18 protein-coding genes, 1 tRNA gene and 1 pseudogene are annotated in these 16,564 nt (G+C 65.1%); 13 read left to right on the forward strand and 7 right to left on the reverse strand.

All coding sequences use genetic code 11. From position 1 onward, the window contains the following. Nucleotides 1–31: 31 nt before the first annotated feature. The gene (locus tag AB0L58_RS19640; RefSeq protein ID WP_364388551.1) at nucleotides 32–637 is read left to right on the forward strand and encodes a putative glycolipid-binding domain-containing protein; all 606 of its coding nucleotides are present in this window, start codon (nucleotides 32–34) and stop codon (nucleotides 635–637) included. Between the two features lie 432 nt (nucleotides 638–1,069). On the opposite strand, the gene AB0L58_RS19645 is transcribed toward AB0L58_RS19640, so the two are convergent. Continuing rightward, nucleotides 1,070–2,020 carry a prephenate dehydrogenase gene (locus tag AB0L58_RS19645; RefSeq protein WP_364388554.1) on the reverse strand — a complete coding sequence of 317 codons (951 nt, stop codon included), beginning with the start codon at nucleotides 2,018–2,020 and terminating at the stop codon, nucleotides 1,070–1,072. 58 nt (nucleotides 2,021–2,078) lie between these two features. Between AB0L58_RS19645 and AB0L58_RS19650 the strand changes: the two genes are divergently transcribed. The 4 genes from AB0L58_RS19650 to AB0L58_RS19665 all read left to right on the forward strand — a co-directional run bounded on the left by AB0L58_RS19650 (nucleotide 2,079) and on the right by AB0L58_RS19665 (nucleotide 3,775). After that, the gene (locus AB0L58_RS19650) at nucleotides 2,079–2,618 is read left to right on the forward strand and encodes a tRNA adenosine deaminase-associated protein (protein ID WP_364388556.1); all 540 of its coding nucleotides are present in this window, start codon (nucleotides 2,079–2,081) and stop codon (nucleotides 2,616–2,618) included. A gap of 28 nt (nucleotides 2,619–2,646) precedes the next feature. Then, the gene (locus AB0L58_RS19655) at nucleotides 2,647–3,081 is read left to right on the forward strand and encodes a nucleoside deaminase (RefSeq protein WP_364388847.1); all 435 of its coding nucleotides are present in this window, start codon (nucleotides 2,647–2,649) and stop codon (nucleotides 3,079–3,081) included. A 73-nt stretch (nucleotides 3,082–3,154) separates the two neighbouring features. After that, nucleotides 3,155–3,245: transfer RNA gene (locus AB0L58_RS19660), tRNA-Ser, on the forward strand. A 158-nt stretch (nucleotides 3,246–3,403) separates the two neighbouring features. Beyond that, nucleotides 3,404–3,775 carry a nuclear transport factor 2 family protein gene (locus AB0L58_RS19665; RefSeq protein ID WP_364388558.1) on the forward strand — a complete coding sequence of 124 codons (372 nt, stop codon included), beginning with the start codon at nucleotides 3,404–3,406 and terminating at the stop codon, nucleotides 3,773–3,775. Nucleotides 3,776–3,883: 108 nt separating this feature from the next. On the opposite strand, the gene AB0L58_RS19670 is transcribed toward AB0L58_RS19665, so the two are convergent. From AB0L58_RS19670 to AB0L58_RS19680, 3 genes are read right to left on the reverse strand one after another with little or no spacing between them, the layout of a single operon-like run. Then, nucleotides 3,884–4,069: a hypothetical protein gene (locus AB0L58_RS19670; protein WP_364388560.1), complete on the reverse strand. Its 186-nt coding sequence runs from the start codon at nucleotides 4,067–4,069 to the stop codon at nucleotides 3,884–3,886. A gap of 33 nt (nucleotides 4,070–4,102) precedes the next feature. Beyond that, complete coding sequence (locus AB0L58_RS19675) at nucleotides 4,103–4,225, reverse strand: hypothetical protein (protein ID WP_364388562.1); 123 nt, start codon at nucleotides 4,223–4,225, stop codon at nucleotides 4,103–4,105. 39 nt (nucleotides 4,226–4,264) lie between these two features. Then, nucleotides 4,265–4,552 carry a DUF6191 domain-containing protein gene (locus AB0L58_RS19680; RefSeq protein WP_364388564.1) on the reverse strand — a complete coding sequence of 96 codons (288 nt, stop codon included), beginning with the start codon at nucleotides 4,550–4,552 and terminating at the stop codon, nucleotides 4,265–4,267. A 145-nt stretch (nucleotides 4,553–4,697) separates the two neighbouring features. Here AB0L58_RS19680 and AB0L58_RS19685 point away from each other — a divergent pair, with 145 nt between their 5' ends. Then, nucleotides 4,698–4,913, forward strand: coding sequence for a hypothetical protein (locus AB0L58_RS19685; protein ID WP_364388566.1), 216 nt, complete (start codon nucleotides 4,698–4,700; stop codon nucleotides 4,911–4,913). A gap of 202 nt (nucleotides 4,914–5,115) precedes the next feature. Then, nucleotides 5,116–5,316 (forward strand): hypothetical protein, encoded by a 201-nt coding sequence (locus tag AB0L58_RS19690; RefSeq protein ID WP_364388849.1) that lies wholly within the window; start codon nucleotides 5,116–5,118, stop codon nucleotides 5,314–5,316. Here AB0L58_RS19690 and AB0L58_RS19695 read toward each other — a convergent pair. Continuing rightward, nucleotides 5,313–6,194: an EamA family transporter gene (locus AB0L58_RS19695; protein ID WP_364388568.1), complete on the reverse strand. Its 882-nt coding sequence runs from the start codon at nucleotides 6,192–6,194 to the stop codon at nucleotides 5,313–5,315. The genes AB0L58_RS19690 and AB0L58_RS19695 overlap by 4 nt on opposite strands. A gap of 182 nt (nucleotides 6,195–6,376) precedes the next feature. Between AB0L58_RS19695 and AB0L58_RS19700 the strand changes: the two genes are divergently transcribed. Beyond that, nucleotides 6,377–6,622, forward strand: coding sequence for a hypothetical protein (locus AB0L58_RS19700; RefSeq protein WP_364388570.1), 246 nt, complete (start codon nucleotides 6,377–6,379; stop codon nucleotides 6,620–6,622). A 69-nt stretch (nucleotides 6,623–6,691) separates the two neighbouring features. Here AB0L58_RS19700 and AB0L58_RS19705 read toward each other — a convergent pair whose 3' ends face one another. Together AB0L58_RS19705 and AB0L58_RS19710 are read right to left on the reverse strand one after the other, a co-directional pair. After that, the gene (locus AB0L58_RS19705; RefSeq protein WP_364388572.1) at nucleotides 6,692–7,432 is read right to left on the reverse strand and encodes an MMPL family transporter; all 741 of its coding nucleotides are present in this window, start codon (nucleotides 7,430–7,432) and stop codon (nucleotides 6,692–6,694) included. A gap of 235 nt (nucleotides 7,433–7,667) precedes the next feature. Continuing rightward, entirely contained in the window at nucleotides 7,668–9,965 is a 2,298-nt protein-coding gene (locus AB0L58_RS19710; RefSeq protein ID WP_364388574.1) for an MMPL family transporter, read from the reverse strand. Nucleotides 9,966–10,174: 209 nt separating this feature from the next. On the opposite strand from AB0L58_RS19710, the gene AB0L58_RS19715 reads away from it, so the two are divergent. The 5 genes and pseudogenes from AB0L58_RS19715 to tgt all read left to right on the forward strand — a co-directional run bounded on the left by AB0L58_RS19715 (nucleotide 10,175) and on the right by tgt (nucleotide 16,421). Continuing rightward, nucleotides 10,175–10,768 carry a TetR/AcrR family transcriptional regulator gene (locus tag AB0L58_RS19715; RefSeq protein WP_364388576.1) on the forward strand — a complete coding sequence of 198 codons (594 nt, stop codon included), beginning with the start codon at nucleotides 10,175–10,177 and terminating at the stop codon, nucleotides 10,766–10,768. 38 nt (nucleotides 10,769–10,806) lie between these two features. Next, entirely contained in the window at nucleotides 10,807–11,301 is a 495-nt protein-coding gene (locus AB0L58_RS19720) for an Rrf2 family transcriptional regulator (protein WP_364388578.1), read from the forward strand. Between the two features lie 104 nt (nucleotides 11,302–11,405). Further along, a pseudogene (locus AB0L58_RS19725) lies at nucleotides 11,406–13,118 on the forward strand (ABC transporter ATP-binding protein); the annotation flags it as partial. 92 nt (nucleotides 13,119–13,210) lie between these two features. Beyond that, the gene (locus tag AB0L58_RS19730) at nucleotides 13,211–15,124 is read left to right on the forward strand and encodes an ABC transporter ATP-binding protein (protein WP_364388580.1); all 1,914 of its coding nucleotides are present in this window, start codon (nucleotides 13,211–13,213) and stop codon (nucleotides 15,122–15,124) included. 61 nt (nucleotides 15,125–15,185) lie between these two features. Continuing rightward, nucleotides 15,186–16,421, forward strand: coding sequence for a tRNA guanosine(34) transglycosylase Tgt (tgt, locus tag AB0L58_RS19735; RefSeq protein WP_364388582.1), 1,236 nt, complete (start codon nucleotides 15,186–15,188; stop codon nucleotides 16,419–16,421). The last annotated feature ends 143 nt before the right edge of the window (nucleotides 16,422–16,564 follow it).

Here is a 16,564-nt window from a genome sequence, read left to right on the forward strand (position 1 = left end):
GTGCGTTGCCCGCGTCGCTTACGGTAGATACGTGACGAACCCAGACCTCGGTCCCGACAGCCAACCGGCGACATCGCGGTGGCCGGCGATCCTCACGTGGCGTGCGCACAACGCGTCGCGGATGGAGTCCGTCCGCGTGACGCTCAATGGCAACCGCATCCGCGCCGCCGGTCGCATGATCGGCGGCGATTGCGCGGACCATCCGGCGTTCAGCGCGTCCTATGACCTGGTCACCGACGAGAACGGCGTCACCAAGCGCCTATCGCTGCGCAGCACGACCGCCGCCGGGGAACGCCAGGCCTCGATCGCCAGGGACGAGGAGAACTACTGGCTCGTCGACGCCGGCGGCGGGCACGTCCGCTCCACCTTCGCGGGCGCCCTCGATGTCGACGTCGTACTCAGCCCGTTCTTCAACACCCTCCCCATCCGCCGCTTCGGCCTCCAGAACGCCGTCGACGACATCCAGGTCCCCGTCGTCTACGTTCGCCTCCCCGACCTCCTGGTCCAGGAAGCCAGCCTCACCTACAGCAGCGGCGTCACCGGCATCAGCGTCCTGTCCCCCGTCTCCAGCGCCACCGTCACCGTCGACGGTGACGGCTTCCTCCTGGACTACCCGGGTCTCGCCGAGCGCATCTGACCCGGTGCCATGCACACTTTCGTGCGCCACGCGGCAATTCGCCTGGTGAATCCGTGCGTGGCGCGCAAAAGTGTGCGCAGCTCGCCCCAGCTCGGTAACCTCGCCGCCGCAAACGCTCGTGTGCGAGGCGGATCGGTGATTCCCAGCGCCGCGTAGTTCGCGAGTGGCGCGATGACGCGGTTTCCGCGGGGGCCGGCCGCCGCCGCGGTCAGTTCAGTTGGCCTGTGCCTCCTGCGTCGTGCGGAGTGTCGGCGGCTGGATCAGACGAGTTCGGTGATTACTCGCGCGGGCCTCGCGCAGCGTCTCTCACCAATGGTGGTCGCCAGGGCGACCGGTGATTTCTCAGCGCCGCGAGGTTCGTGGCGTTCGCGTGTGTGGTGTCGGCCTCCATAGGATCGCCTCCCGCGTCGTGCGGAGTGTCGACCACTGTGATCAGACGAGTTCGGTGAGCACTCCTCCGCGTCGGCCTGCCTCGTGCAGTGCCTCGAGCCAGTTGTGGTCGCCGGGGCGGATACCGGTGATTTCCCAGCGTTGTGCGGTTTCGTAGCGTTCGCGGCCGTCGTGCCCGGCCTCGACGAGGTCGACCAGGGTGCCTTCGTCGCGGAGGGATTCGCGGGCCGCGCTCAGCACGGTGAGTGTCTCCTCCAGCACGTCCAGCAGGGCGGTGGCATTCGGTTCGCAGATGGCGCGGACCAGGTCGGGGGCGGTGGCGGCGACGCGGGTGCCGTCGCGGAACGAGCCCGCGGCCAGTCCGAGCGCCAGCTCGCCGCCCGCCGCACCGGCCACGGCCAGCGCCTCGGCCAGGACATGCGGCAGATGTGAGATCCGGGCCACCGCCCGGTCGTGCTCGTCCGCGATCACCGGGGTGACCACCGCACCGCAGGCCAGCGCCAGCCGCACCACTCGATGCCACGGTTCGGGATGGGTGCCGGCATCCACGCCGACCGCCCACACCGCATCCCGGAACAGGCCGGGATCGGTAGCTGCCCAACCGGATTCGGAGGTACCGGCCATCGGGTGCCCGCCGACATAGCGGGCCGCGAGCCCGTGCCTGCGCACCGCAGCGGCCACCGGCGCCTTGACGCTCACCACATCGGTGAGCGAGCAGCGTGGCGCGAAGCCGGCCACCTCGGCGAGGATGTGGTCCACCGCGGGCATCGGCACCGCGACCACGATCAGCGCATCGGTATCGGCGGCCCGGGTCAGCACCCCGAGCAGATCACCGGTGACATCGAATCCGTCCGCCCGCGCGGCCTGCGAACCCGCCTCTGACCTGTTGTAACCCCACGCGTCGTAGCCCGCGCCGACGGCGGCGCGCAGCAGTGAACCGCCGATCAAGCCCGTCCCGAGGACACACACCGGTGCTTTCTGGTCAGGAGTCATCGGAACAGATTCGCATACGACTTCAACATTTCGGCTCGAGCCGACTACCGTTGCGGCCATGGCAGCACAGCGCTCGGGCACGAACAAGGCTGCGTCGGATGATTTCGACGACGTGGAAGGGTTCGCAGTGGCGGTTGTCCGCGAAGAAGGAAAATGGCGGTGCAGTCCGCTGAGTCAGGCGGCGCTCACCGATTTGTCCGCGGCGGAAACAGAACTCAAGGCATTGCGCAGTTCCGGTGCGGTGTTCGGATTGCTGGATATCGATGACGAGTTCTTCATCGTGCTCCGGCCCGCGCCGAGCGGCACCCGGATGCTGGTCTCGGATGCGACGGCCGCGATCGACTACGACATCGCCGCCGACGTCCTCGAGGCCCTCAATGTCGAAATCCCCGATATCGATCCGGACGAACTCGACGATATCGAGCCATGGGAGGAGGGCGACCTCGGCGTTCTCGCCGACCTCGGCCTGCCCGAACCCGTGCTCAGCGTCATCCTCGCCGAGACCGATCTCTATCCGGACGAACAGCTCGGCATGATCGCCCAGCGACTCGGCTTCGCCAACGAACTCTCGGCGGTGCTGGACAAGCTGCCCCGCTGACGTGGGTCCGCACACCGACGACACCGACATGGTTCGTGCCGCGATCGCAGCGGCCGCCGATGCGGGCGATCGCGATGTGCCGGTCGGTGCGGTCGTCTTCGATGCCGACGGTCGCGAGCTCGCGCGCGCGGCCAATGCCAGGGAGGCGCTCGGCGACCCGACGGCGCACGCCGAGATCCTCGCCCTGCGCCGGGCCGCCGCGGTCGTCGGCGATGGCTGGCGTCTGGAAGGCACCACACTCGCGGTAACTCTGGAGCCGTGCACCATGTGTGCGGGCGCACTGGTACTCGCCCGCGTCGGCCGCTTGGTCTTCGGTGCCTGGGAACCGAAAACCGGTGCTGTCGGCTCCCTTTGGGACGTGGTCCGTGACCGCCGTCTCAATCACCGCCCACAGGTCCGTGGTGGCATTCTGGAAGCCGAATGCGCCGCCCTCCTCGACAACTTCTTCCGCACCCAACGCTGACCGGAAACCGGCCCCGCACATCCCCGCTACCGCCGATTTAGCGATCCGACACCGGTCCGGTATGGTTGTCGGCGGTGGCGTGTCCGAGCGGCCTAAGGAGCACGCCTCGAAAGCGTGTGAGGGGTAACCCCCCTCCGAGGGTTCAAATCCCTCCGCCACCGCCAAAGCCCCTCACCTGTTAACCCAGGTGAGGGGCCTTTTTCTTTTGTTGTCGGTGTCGCTACCTTCGAGCTCGGGTATGAATCCGGCCAGGGCCCGATCGCCCGCGCGGAACATTCAAATTTGAACTGCAGCGATTGCTCCGCATGAAAGGACTCGCGCGATGACCAGTTCCCCCGCCGACCTCATGCAACGCAATCTGCTCGACGTATTCAACGAACCCGATCCGACCCGCCGGGCTGCGGCCATCGCCGAGACCTATAGCGACGATGTGGTGTGGCACGAGTCGGACCGAACTGTGCACAGGCGCAAGGACCTCGAACGCCGCGCCGACGAGTTGCGTGCCGAAAATCCGGACTGGGTCTTCCAACCAGCGGGCCCGGCGTCGGCGCTCGATGACATCGGCCACCTCGGCTTCCGGTGCGGCCCGGCCGACCAGCCGCCGGTGGTCAGCGACATGGACATCGCTCGTACCAGAGACGGCGTCATCATCGAGCTCTACACCATCGTCACCGAGATCCGTCGGCCCGCGTAGTTCGAGGACGAAATCGCCACTGCCGCAACTGGTTCAGCGCTGGGCGCACAGGTTCCCCTACGGGCCCGGCGCACCCTTTCCGGCCAGGTCCGCCTGGATCGGTCGCTGCTAGTCCACGTCCGGGAAAGCCTGGCGCACACCGATGGTGATCGCCTCGGCTTCGGACAACCGGCGGCCTCGTATGCGCTCCAGCGCTTCCAGGACGCTCGCGGTCCGATTATCGCTGTGCGCATCGATGAACGCGGCCACTTCCTTTGGACGTCGGACGGCAATCCGGATCCTCATACCACCCATACCACGATGGTATGCACCTGACTCCAGAGATGCTCACCCGATTTCGTCCGGCCGATCACTGATCGAGCAACCGGGTTCGGTCCACACCATTTTCACGCTGTGGCCGCCCGCGACGAGCGGGAACTCCGCCAGCCGTTCGGTGCGCGGCACGGCCACCCCACGATGGTGACGGGTGTGCGGCGAGAACCGCCGGGATTACCGCTCGGGATCCTGCCGACGCAGGACAACAGCTTGCCGGTCCAGGTCCACGCCGACCTGTGGGGGAGCGCCTTGGGCTTCTTCGTCGCGCAGCATCGACACCGAATCACGGTGGTCCAGTTCCATGCGCTTGGTCCCGTAGAACATGGCGGTGAACTCGTCGGTGAAGGTGCCGGAGACCGGGGTGCGGCGTTTGCGGCGTTTCCGGGTCAGGGCCTCATAGAGGGCGACCGCCATCAGCAGCAGCACCCAGCCAGGGATGGTCCAGCCGAGCAGATTTGCCATATCGCGCCAACGACTCCGCGAGCTGAGGAGTTCCTGGGTAAGTGGGCAGCGGGCGGGTATACGGCGATTAGGTAAGCGCGGGGATGGTGCGCTGCGACCGATGTGGTGCAGTACGAGTCGCGCGGGATTGATGCGCGAGAGTTGGATGAGAGAGCCCTATTTCCGATTCGGCAGTGTGCTGGTGCTGATCTGGCTGGTGATCGGCGTCGTCGCCGCAGGGCAGCGGCACTATTTCGACAGTGGTCCGGTCAACTGCGCCGGCTTCGGCACGATTGCGGTGACGGTGATCGCCGGTCCGCTCAACTACATGGGCGTGAACCCGAAGATCGCCGATTGCAAGGTGCCACAACCCAGTTCGTAATGCCCGAGGGCTGAGCTCCGAGGATTCGGCCATCCTCGGCGCTCAGAGCGTGCTCTGCCGGGCGGCGACATGCCGTGCGGTCGGGCGCGCCCGCCCGCGCATGCGATATATGCCGAATGCCGGAGTGCGGGCCGGATGCGATGCGATAATTCGCCGAACCACCAACCGCGATTGCGCGATCCGCGGGAGAGATATGAGCGAGATGAAACTTGGCAGCGTGCTGATCGTGATCTGGTTGGTCGTCGGCGTTGTCGCGGCGGGGCAGCGCAACTATTTCGACAGCGGTCCGATCAACTGTGCGGGCTTCGGTACGATCGCCCTGACCGTTCTCGCCGGCCCGCTCAACTACATGGGCGTGAACCCGAAGATCGCCGACTGCAACGTCCCGCAACCGAGTCCTTAGATCGGCACCGGCTCCAGATCCCGCTGTGGTTCAGCAGCTTTCGGTGAACCACTGCCGGAAGCGCCCGCCGAGGCGAGGATGACGAGGCCGATACCGGCACACTGGACGAGCGCGAGATCTTCGCCGAGCAATAGCAGTCCCGCCGCGGCCGCCGGTTCCAGGCTCATCAGCACACCGAAGGTCGCGGCTGAAATCCGGCGCAGCGCTTCGAGTTCGATGGCGTGCGGTACCAGCGACGAGAGGACCGCGACACCGGCGAGCGCCAGGAGCACCAGCGGATCGAACAGTGCCGGACTGGCATTCACGAAGGCGACGGGCACCACCAGCAAACCGCCGAATGCCATCGCGAGCGCCAAACCGTCGTGCCCTGAGGTGTACCGCCCGACCACCTCGCTACATGCGATGTAGGTACCCCATCCCGCACCAGCGGCCATCGCGAACAGCACACCGGTCCATGACACGGGACCATCGGTTTTCATCAGCAGCACGCCGAGCCCGGCCGCCAGCGTCCACACCAGATCGCGCGGACGACGCGAGGCGATGACCGCGACGGTGAGCGGTCCGAGGAAGTCCAGGGTGACCGCCATACCGAGCGGTATGCGTTCGAGGGCGGCGTAGAAACACAGATTCATTCCGGCGACGGCGGCACCGAGTCCGATGATGCCGGGCAATGCCGCGCGATCGACGCGCGGCGAGGGCCGCCACAGCAGCAATGCGATGGCGCCGGCGAAGGCCAGCCGCAGGCTCGCCGCGGTACTGGCGCCGATGATGTCGAACAGGTACTTGGCCGAGCCCGCACCCAGTTGGATACTGACCATAGCGGCGAGGATGAGGATGGGCGCGGGCACCGCGCGAGCCGCGCGTGGCTGAACCTTCACAGCCCGAAAGCTAGGTGTCCTAAGTAAATGACAATGGACCGGTCGGTTTCTCGAAAGCGGTGCTTATCTTGCCGATCGATGCCCGATATGCGGTGATCGGCGCAAGCGCTCATCGGCCGGGAGTGTTCGTCTCGTGTTCGGGTATCCGGAGTGGTACGCGAGTGCGAAAGGAAGCGATGACGATGCGCGAGCGTGTGACCGACCGGAGACCAGCGCCTTCCGCTGGGACTCAACTGTTAGGACTGCTCCTGCTGATCTGGCTGGCCATCGGCGTTGTCGCCGCGGGGCAGCGTCACTACTTCGACAGCGCCCCGATCAACTGTGCTGGTTTCGGCACCATCGCCGTGACGGCGCTGGCCGGACCGCTCAACTACATGGGTATGAACCCGAAGGTCGATGAATGTAACCTGCCGCAGCCCAGTCGGTAATGCCGAGGCGCCCGCTGGAATTCGGATTCACATAGGCGAATTCCAGTGGGAGCGTTTCGAATTCGAAGCTCAGCCGCCCCGCACCGGCTGCCGTATCGCGTCGGGTACCGGCTGCCCGCGCAGTTCGTGCAACTTGGCCCCCTCTACATCGATATCGAGCACGATCTTGTCGAGCCATGCGGGCATCCGCCATGCCCATTTGCCCAGCAGCACCAAAAGCGATGGGATCAGGATCATTCGGACGATGAACGCGTCCAGCAGCACGCCCGCGGCCAAGGCGAAACCCATCGACTTCGCGGTCACATCGGATTCGAGCAGGAGGGAACCGAACACCGAAATCATGATGATCGCGGCGGCGGTGACCACTCGGGCCCCGTGGTGATATCCGAGCACCATCGCTTCCTTCGGCGGCTGTCCGTGCACGTAATCCTCGCGCATCCGGGTCACCAGGAAGACCTGGTAATCCATCGCCAGACCGAAGACCAAGCCGATCAGCATGATCGGCAGGAAGCTCACGATCGGATGCGGATCGGAGATCAGCCCCAGCTTGCCCTCCTGCAAGATCAAGACCGTCGCACCGAAGGTGGCGGCCATGGAGAGCAGGAAGCCGAGCGCCGCGGTCAGCGGGACCAGCACCGACCGGAACACCCCGATCAGCAAGAGGAATGCCGCACCGGCCACGATTACCAGATACGGCACGATCTTGCTCAGCAGCACATGGTCGATATCCGCGTAAATCGCTGTGATGCCGGTGATTCCGTACTTCATCCCGAACTCGGAATTCAACTGTGTCTCGGCCGCGCGCGGCACGGACCAGATCCTTGGTCGTGCCGAGACCAGCGGATGCCACGAACTGCCACACCGACCGCATGCGTCGGCGCGATACCGAGCTGAAGAGTCGAACAGCTCCGAGTCTGCTGCGCACCGCGCACAAGATCAAGACGCGGTCTTCGGCCGTCGGAAAAAACGCGGTCGCCCCGAAACGCATTCGGCCCCGCACCCGCATGCGGGTGCGGGGCCGACCCGCAGGTTCCTATCCGCGCGATCAGCTCACGCCGACCGGCACCCGCACCGTCTCCGCGGATCGCTGCTGCAGTTCACGCAGCTTCGCGCCCTCGACATCGATATCCGGCAGGATCCGATCCAGCCACTTCGGAATCCACCAGGACCACTTGCCCATCAGCACCAACAGCGATGGGATCACGATCATGCGGACGATGAACGCGTCGATCAGCACACCCGCCGCCAGCGCGAAGCCGAACGACTTCGCCGTGACATCGGTTTCCAGCAGGAAGGAGCCGAACACCGAGATCATGATGACCGCGGCCGAGGTGACGACCCGTGCGCCGTGGTGATAACCGGCGACCATCGCATCCTTCGGCGACTTGCCGTTGACGAACTCCTCGCGCATCCGGGTCACCAGGAACACCTGGTAATCCATCGCCAGTCCGAACACCAGGCCGATCAGCATGATCGGCAGGAAGCTGACCAGCGGATGCGGATCCTCGATCAGCCCGAGCTTGCCCTCCTGGAAGATCAGCACCGTCGCACCGAAGGTGGCCGCCATGGAGAGCAGGAAGCCGAGCGCCGCGGTCAGCGGCACCAGGATCGAGCGGAACACCAGGATCAGCAGCAGGAATGCGGCACCGGCCACGATCGCCAGGTACGGCACGATCTTGCTCAGCAGCACATGGTCGACATCGGCAAAGATCGCCGTGGTGCCGGTGATGCCGTATTCGATGCCGTACTCGGACTGCATCTGTGCTTCGGCGTCGCGGGCGTCGCTGACCAGATCCTTGGTGGCCTGGTTGTTCGGACCCGACTTCGGCACGCCGTCGAGCAGCGCGCCCGCCTTGTCCGCACCGCTCCACTTGGGCTCGGTCACGTAATCCATGCCCGAGTAGGACGCGAGCTTGGACCGCAGCGCGGTCACCGCGGCCTCGCGCCGGTCGGCGGGCACCTTGGTGAGATCGACCGCGACATTGAGCACACCGTTGCTGCCCTCGCCGAAGCCCTCGGTGCGCAGCTCGTAGGCCTTGCGGATGGTCGAGGTCTTGGGCTGGCTGTCATCGCCGGGCAGGCCGAGGTTCAGACCGGCGGCGGGTGCGGCGAGTAGACCGAGCACGACCACGCTGAGCAGCAGCGTCACCGCGGGCGCCTTGCCGATCAACCGGCCGACACGCATGCCATTGGTGACCGACTTGTCGTCCTCGGGATCGTGCTTGGCCACGATCGGCAGCTTCGGCTTGAACAGGAACCGGCCGAACGCACCGAGCAGCGCGGGCATCAGCGTGATGGCGGTGAGCACCGCGAACGCCGCGGCGATCGCACCGCCCAGACCCATGAACGTCATGAACTGCACGCCGACGATGCTGAGTCCGCCGAGCGCGATGATGACGGTCAGACCGGCGAACACCACTGCGGAGCCCGCCGTACCGAGGGCGGTACCGGCCGCCTCCTCCGGCGAATCCTGCACTGCCAGTTCGTGTTTGTAGCGCGACACGATGAACAACGCGTAGTCGATCGACAGGGCGATGCCGATCATGGACGCGAGGAAGGTCGTGAAGCTGGGCACTTCGATGATCGAGGTACCGAGGAAGATCAGCGAGGTGGCCGCGCCGAGGCCGACGATCGCGGTGATGATCGGTACGAAGGCGGCGACGATGGCACCGAAGGCGATGATCATGACGACCAGCGCGATGCCCATACCGATCTGTTCGGACTTACCGCTCGGGCCCTCGTTCTTCTGCGCGATGGAGCCGCTCATCTCCACCTGCAGCCCGGCATTGCGGGCATCGCTGGCGACATCGTAGGCCGCCTGGCGCTGCGCGTCGGTCACGTCGGTGAACTTCTTGATGGTGAACGGGACGCTGAAGAAGGCGACCGAATCGGGAGCCGTCTTGCTGAGCACGTTCAGCGGTGCGCCACTGCACTTGGACGGATCCGGATCGGCGATGCAGCCCGACTTCTCGGCGGCCTCGACCGGATCCATCACCGGCTTGCTGTGGTCGACGATGTCGAGTGTGCCGAGTTTGGCGATGAAGGCCTCCAGCGCCGCCCGGTTTGCCGGGTCGGTCAGCTTCTGCCCTTCGGGTGCGGCAATGACATAGGTGCCGGTGACGGCGTCGAATTTGAAGGCGTCGGAGGCGCCGGGGAAGTGCTTGTCGAGAATGTCGTTGGCACGTGCGGACGGCAACTCCGGCATGCTGAAGTCATTGGTCATCGGCTCCTTCAGCTGCGCGCCGAGGCCGCCGAGCAGCAGGAACAGGACAAGCCAGACCGGAAGCACTATCCATTTCCTGCGGAAAGCGAACTTTCCCCATCTATACAGATAAACGGACACGAGAGGGTTCTCCTAGCGGGTGGCTGGTTACGTGCTGGTTCGCGGCACGTAGACAAGCACTCGCGGGGATTGCCCTGCCGACCCCCGCCTCCAATTGACGCTTTCTGCCTACCGTGCGGTAGGTAGACTACCCAGGGGCTAAGCGGAGGTACAACCTCAATTCTGATGGCAAGGTTAGCTCAGCGCAGCAGTGATGAGAGGATCATCCCATGACCGTTCGTGACGCGGGCGACACCGTTGTCGCAGGTGGCGGCACAAAAATTGCAATTCGCGACGCCGCGGTGAAGCTGTTCGGGGCCAAAGGATTCGAACAGACGAGCCTGCGCGAGGTCGCGGATGCGGTAGGAATCACAAAGGCTTCCCTCTACTATCACTACGCTTCGAAGCTCGATCTGCTGCTGGCGATCGTCGATCCGATCGTCGATCACCTGCGCTCGGTGATCGAGGATATCGATGCGGTTCCGCACGATGCCGAGGGCATTCGGGCCATCCTGCGTGCCTATCTGCGCGGCATGATCCGCCATCGCGACGCCGGTGCGCTGTGTGTCCGCGACACCGTCGCGATTATCAATGTCATGGCCGACCGGTATCCGGACATGCTGGATTCGACTCGGGTGCTGCGCGAATGGCTCGCCGGACCCGGCGCCGACGATGTCGCCAAGCTGCGCGCGAGTGCGGCGCTGGAGGTGCTCGGGGTCGCGCTGTTGTCCACCGAACTCGTGCCCGGCGTCGAGGATTCCGTGGTGGAACGCACACTGCTGGACGCGGCCACCTGTGTTCTGACCGGCTGCCATACCGCGTAGATTCGTTCGAACACCGAAGAGGCCAGGGAGTAGCCGCCGTGCACATCACCGCGAGGGTCGATTACGCGGTGCGGACTCTATTGGAGATCGCCCGCGCACCGCAGACCTACGGTGCACCGGATGGGGCCGCCGTGCAGGTCGCACCGGTGGTGAAGGCCGAGGCGATTTCGACCGCGCAGCACATCCCGCCGAAGGTGCTCGAGACCGTACTCGCCGAGTTGCGCAGAGCTGATCTGGTGACCAGTAGGCGCGGCCCGGAGGGTGGCTATTGGCTGGCCCGCCCGGCCGCGCAGATCTCCATCGCCGATGTGATTCGTGCGATCGAGGGCCCGCTGGCCTCGGTGCGCGGTGAGCGTCCGGAGGATGTGCGATATCCGGGTGCCGGCCAACCATTGCAGCGGGTGTGGATCGCGCTGCGGGTGAATATTCGTGCGGTGCTGGAGAACGTTTCCATCGACGACATCGCACAGGATCGGTTGCCCGGATTCATCGGCGCGCTCATCGAGGATCCCGGTGCCTGGGCACGGCGATAACTCCCGTCGAGTCATGCGGGCCGAAAACCGCGCGTGCCAACGTCACTGCTGGTCAGCAATGTTCGCGACGTGCCGCACGGAATGACGGTAGCCTCCTTTTCATTATGCTGATCAGACTGCTTCGCACTCATCTGGCCCCGTACCGGGCCCAATTGGCGGGCGTCGTCGGCCTACAACTCATCTCGGTCATCGCGATGCTGTATCTGCCGACTTTGAACGCCGACCTGATCGATAACGGCGTCACCAAGGGCGATATCGGCTACATCTGGACCACCGGACTGTGGATGCTCGCGGTCACCGGCGTGCAGATCATCGCATCGGCCTGTTCGGTCTATCTCGGCGCGCAGGCCGCGATGGGTGCGGGGCGGGACCTGCGCGGTGCGCTGCTGCATCGGGTCGGCACCTTCTCCGCGCGCGAGGTCGGCCTGTTCGGCGCGCCCTCGCTGATCACCCGAAACACCAACGATATTCAACAGGTTCAGCTGCTGATCGTGATGTCGGCGACCATCCTGGTGATGGCGCCGATCATGTGTATCGGCGGCATCTTCATGGCGCTGCGCGAAGATCTCGGGCTGTCCTGGCTGCTGCTCATCGCGGTACCCGCACTGGCCGTCTCGATGGGCGTCATCGTGGCGAAGATGGTGCCCGGCTTCCGCGATATGCAAGCCCGCATCGATGAGGTCAACCGGGTGCTGCGCGAGCAGATCACCGGCATCCGAGTGGTGCGTGCCTTCGTGCGCGAACGACAGGAGACCTGGCGCTTCGGGCTGGCCAATACCGAGCTCACCGAATCCTCGCTGCGGGTCGGGCGGCTGATGGCGCTGATGTTCCCGCTGGTGATGCTGATCAGCAATGTCACCGCCGTCGCGGTGATCTGGTTCGGCGGACATCTGATCAACGACGACAAGATGCAGATCGGCTCGCTCACCGCGATGCTGTCCTACATCATGCAGATCCTGATGGCCGTCATGATGGCCTCGTTCCTGGCCATGATGGCGCCGCGCGCGGCCGTCTCGGCCGATCGGATCGGTGAGGTACTCGATACCGAGACCTCGGTGCTGCCACCACGGCTGCCGCAGCCGTTCAAGAGCGATCCGGCGCAGGTCGATCTGCAATTCGCCGAATTCGCCTTTCCCGGCGCGGAGAAGCCGGTCCTCTCGGCGATCCGGTTCCAGGTCGAGCCGGGGACGACCACGGCGATCGTCGGCTCCACCGGTGCGGGCAAGACGACACTGCTCAATCTGATTCCACGACTCATCGATGTGACCGATGGCGCGGTCTACGTCGGCGGCACCGATGTCCGCCATATCGACCTCGAAGTGCTGCGCGGGCAGATCGGGCTGGTGCCGCAGAAGGCATATCTGTTCTCCGGCACCATCGCCAGCAATCTGCGCTACGGCAATCCGGACGCCACCGACGAGGAACTGTGGCGCTGTCTGGAAATCGCGCAGGCCGCCGACTTCGTGCGTGATATGCCGCAGGGCTTGGCTACGCCGGTCGCACAGGGCGGCACCACCGTTTCGGGCGGACAGCGTCAGCGGTTGGCCATTGCGCGGTCGCTCGTGAAGCAGCCGCGGGTCTACCTGTTCGACGATTCGTTCTCCGCACTGGATGTCGCCACCGATGCCCGACTGCGCGAGGCATTGCGGCCGGAGACCAGGGACGCCTCGGTAATCATTGTGGCGCAACGGGTTACCACCATCCGCGACGCCGATCAGATCGTCGTGCTCGAGGACGGCGTAATGGCCGGTATCGGCACCCATGAGCAGTTGATGCGCGATTGCGCGGAATACCAGGAGATCGTCGCCTCGCAGCTCGGCGCCGATGAGGCCGTCGTCCTGGCCAAGCGCAATGGATCGCCGCCCGATGTGAGCGGTGACGGGCATCGGCCCCGGCGGGAGGAGATCCGATGAGACCCGGAGCGGTGAATCCCGGTGCGCCGGATGCGAAGGCGAAATCGTTCGGTCCGTCGCTGAAGCGGCTCTTGCGCAGGTTGGCGCCCGAGCGCAGGTACGTCGGCGTGATCGTCGGTCTCGCGATCGTCTCGGTGGTGCTGAATACGCTCGGGCCATACATTCTCGGCAAGGCCACCAATGTGGTCTTCGACGGTGTGGTCGGCCGCCGGTTGCCCAGTGGCGACACCAAGGAAGAGGCGATCCAGCAACTGCGGGCCGCGGGCAACAACACCTTCGCCGACATGCTCGGCGCGATGGATGTCACCCCGGGGGTCGGTGTGGATTTCGGCGCCGTCGGCCGGGTGCTGATGCTGGTATTGCTGCTCTACATCGGCGCGGCGGTATTCAGCTGGCTGCAGTCCTACCTGCTCAATATCGTCATCAACCGCACGGTGAAGCGGCTGCGCAGCGAGGTCGAGGACAAGATCCATCGACTTCCGTTGCGCTACTTCGATTCCACACCGCGCGGTGATCTGCTCAGCCGCGTCACCAATGACGTCGACAATGTGTCCCAGACCCTGCAGCAGACCATGAGCCAGCTGATCCTTTCGCTGTTCTCGGTGATCGGCATCCTGATCATGATGTTCTGGATCTCGCCGCTGCTCGCGTTGATCGCGCTGCTCACCGTGCCCGCCGCAGTCGTGGTCACCACGCAGATCGCCAAACGCTCCAAACCGCACTTCGTCAACCAGTGGAAGTACACCGGCATGGTGAACGCGCAGGTCGAGGAGGCCTTCACCGGGCATGAGGTGGTCACCGCGTTCGGCCGCAACCGCGAGGTCGGCCAGGAATTCGACAAGCGCAACAACGACCTCTACGAGTCGAGTTTCAAGGCGCAGTTCATCTCCGGGCTCATCATGCCCTCGATCATGTTCCTCGGGAATGTGAACTTCGTGCTGGTGGCGCTGGTCGGCGGTCTGCGGGTGGCGACCGGCAATCTGTCGCTCGGTGAGGTGCAGGCCTTCATCCAGTACTCCCGGCAGTTCAGCCAGCCGCTGACCCAGATCGGCGCGATGGCCAACCTGCTGCAATCCGGGGTCGCCTCGGCCGAGCGGATCTTCGAAATCCTCGACGCCGAGGAGCAGTCGCCGGATCCGGTCATGGAGAACACCCGTCCGGTCGATCGCGGCCGGGTCGAATTCGAGGCGGTGTCGTTCCGCTACGAACCCGAGACGCCGGTCATCGAGCGGCTGTCGCTGGTCGCCGAGCCCGGACATGTGGTCGCCATTGTCGGCCCGACCGGCGCCGGCAAGACCACCCTGGTGAATCTGCTGCTGCGGTTCTACGAACTCGATGCGGGCACCATCACCATCGACGGCGTCGATATCACCGAAATCACGCGCGATCACCTGCGCTCCAGGATCGGCATGGTGCTGCAGGACACCTGGCTGTTCAAGGGCACCATCCGGGAGAACATCGCCTACGGCAATCCGAATGCGAGCGAGGCGGATATCCTCGAGGCCGCGCGCGCCGCCTATGTCGACCGCTTCGTCCACGCGCTGCCACACGGTTACGACACGGTCATCGATGAGGAGGGTTCGGGCGTCAGCGCTGGTGAGAAGCAGCTGATCACCATTGCCCGCGCCTTCCTGGCCAAGCCGTCCATCCTGGTCCTGGACGAGGCGACCAGTTCGGTCGATACCCGCACCGAGGCGCTGGTCCAGCACGCGACCGCGGCCCTGCGCCGAGACCGCACCAGCTTCGTCATCGCCCACCGCCTCTCCACCATCCGCGACGCCGATCTGATCGTCGTCATGGAGGCGGGCCGCATCGTCGAACACGGCAACCACGAGCGCCTGCTCGAAGAACGCGGTGCCTACTATCGCCTCTACAACGCCCAGTTCGCCGCGGCCGCCGCCGAGGCCTGACCGGCACCTCGGCCGGGTGCCTGGTGGGTCCGGCCGATTGTGGTCCTGGGAGGATATTCGCGTGTCTGATCCCGAAAACTTCTCGTTCACCGTCGGTACCCGTCTTCCGGGACGACACGGTCGATCGGGCGTGATCAGCACACCGCACGGTGATATCGCGACGCCGGCGTTCATTCCGGTCGGCACCAAGGCGACGGTGAAGGCGGTGCTGCCGGAGACCATGCGGGAACTCGGTGCGCAGGCGCTGCTGGCGAATGCCTACCACCTGTACCTGCAGCCCGGACCGGACATCGTGGACGAGGCGGGTGGGTTGAGCAAGTTCATGAACTGGTCCGGCCCGACCTTCACCGACAGCGGCGGCTTCCAGGTGATGTCGCTGGGTGTCGGCTTCAAGAAGGTGCTGGCCATGGAGGCAGTCGACGTCCGAAGCGATGACGTGATCGCCGCGGGCAAAGAGCGCCTGGCCACCGTCGACGATGACGGCGTCACCTTCCGCTCGCATCTCGACGGCTCGAAACACCGCTTCACACCTGAGGTTTCGATGGGGATCCAGCATCGGCTCGGCGCGGACATCATGTTCGCTTTCGACGAGCTGACCACGCTGCTGAATACCCGTGCCTACCAGGAGAAGTCGCTGCAGCGCACGCACGAATGGGCACAGCGCTGCATCGACGAGCACGAACGGCTGACCGCCGCGCGCACCCATCTCCCATATCAGGCGCTGTTCGCGGTGATCCAGGGCGCGCAATACGAAGATTTGCGCCGCAAGGCCTGTCGGGAACTGGAATCGCTGCGCGGCAGCGCCGGAACGGGTTTCGACGGCTACGGCATCGGCGGTGCGTTGGAGAAGCACAACCTCGGCACCATCGTCGGCTGGTGTTGCGACGAGCTGCCCGACGACAAACCGCGGCATATGCTCGGTATCAGCGAACCCGAGGACATCTTCGTCGCGGTGGAGAACGGCGCGGACACCTTCGACTGTGTGAACCCGTCGCGGGTCGCGCGCAATGCCGCGATCTATGTCGCCGAAGGCAGGTTCAATATCAATACCGCCCGATTCCGCCGCGACTTCACCCCGATCGACGACACCTGCGACTGCTACACCTGCGCGAATTACACCCGGGCCTATATCCATCACCTGTTCAAGGCCAAGGAGATGCTGGCCTCGACCCTGTGCACAATTCACAACGAGCGCTTCACGATTCGGCTCGTCGACCGGATTCGCGAGAGCATCGAGGGCGGCTATTTCGACGAGTACAAGGCCGAAACATTAGGCCGCTGGAAAGGTCGTGTCTAATTGGCAGCGCCTTCGGCGCTGCGTGTTCGCGGCCCCCTGCTGTCTCGCGTCCGAGCCGTCGAGACTCGCGCCTGCGGCGCATGCGCTTCGACGACTCGGACGCGAGACGGGCCGCGAACGGGCGCGCGTAATTAACGCTCGAT

It is taken from the genome of Nocardia sp. NPDC052112, from assembly GCF_040680135.1.
In the GTDB taxonomy this organism is placed as follows: Bacteria; Actinomycetota; Actinomycetes; order Mycobacteriales; family Mycobacteriaceae; genus Nocardia.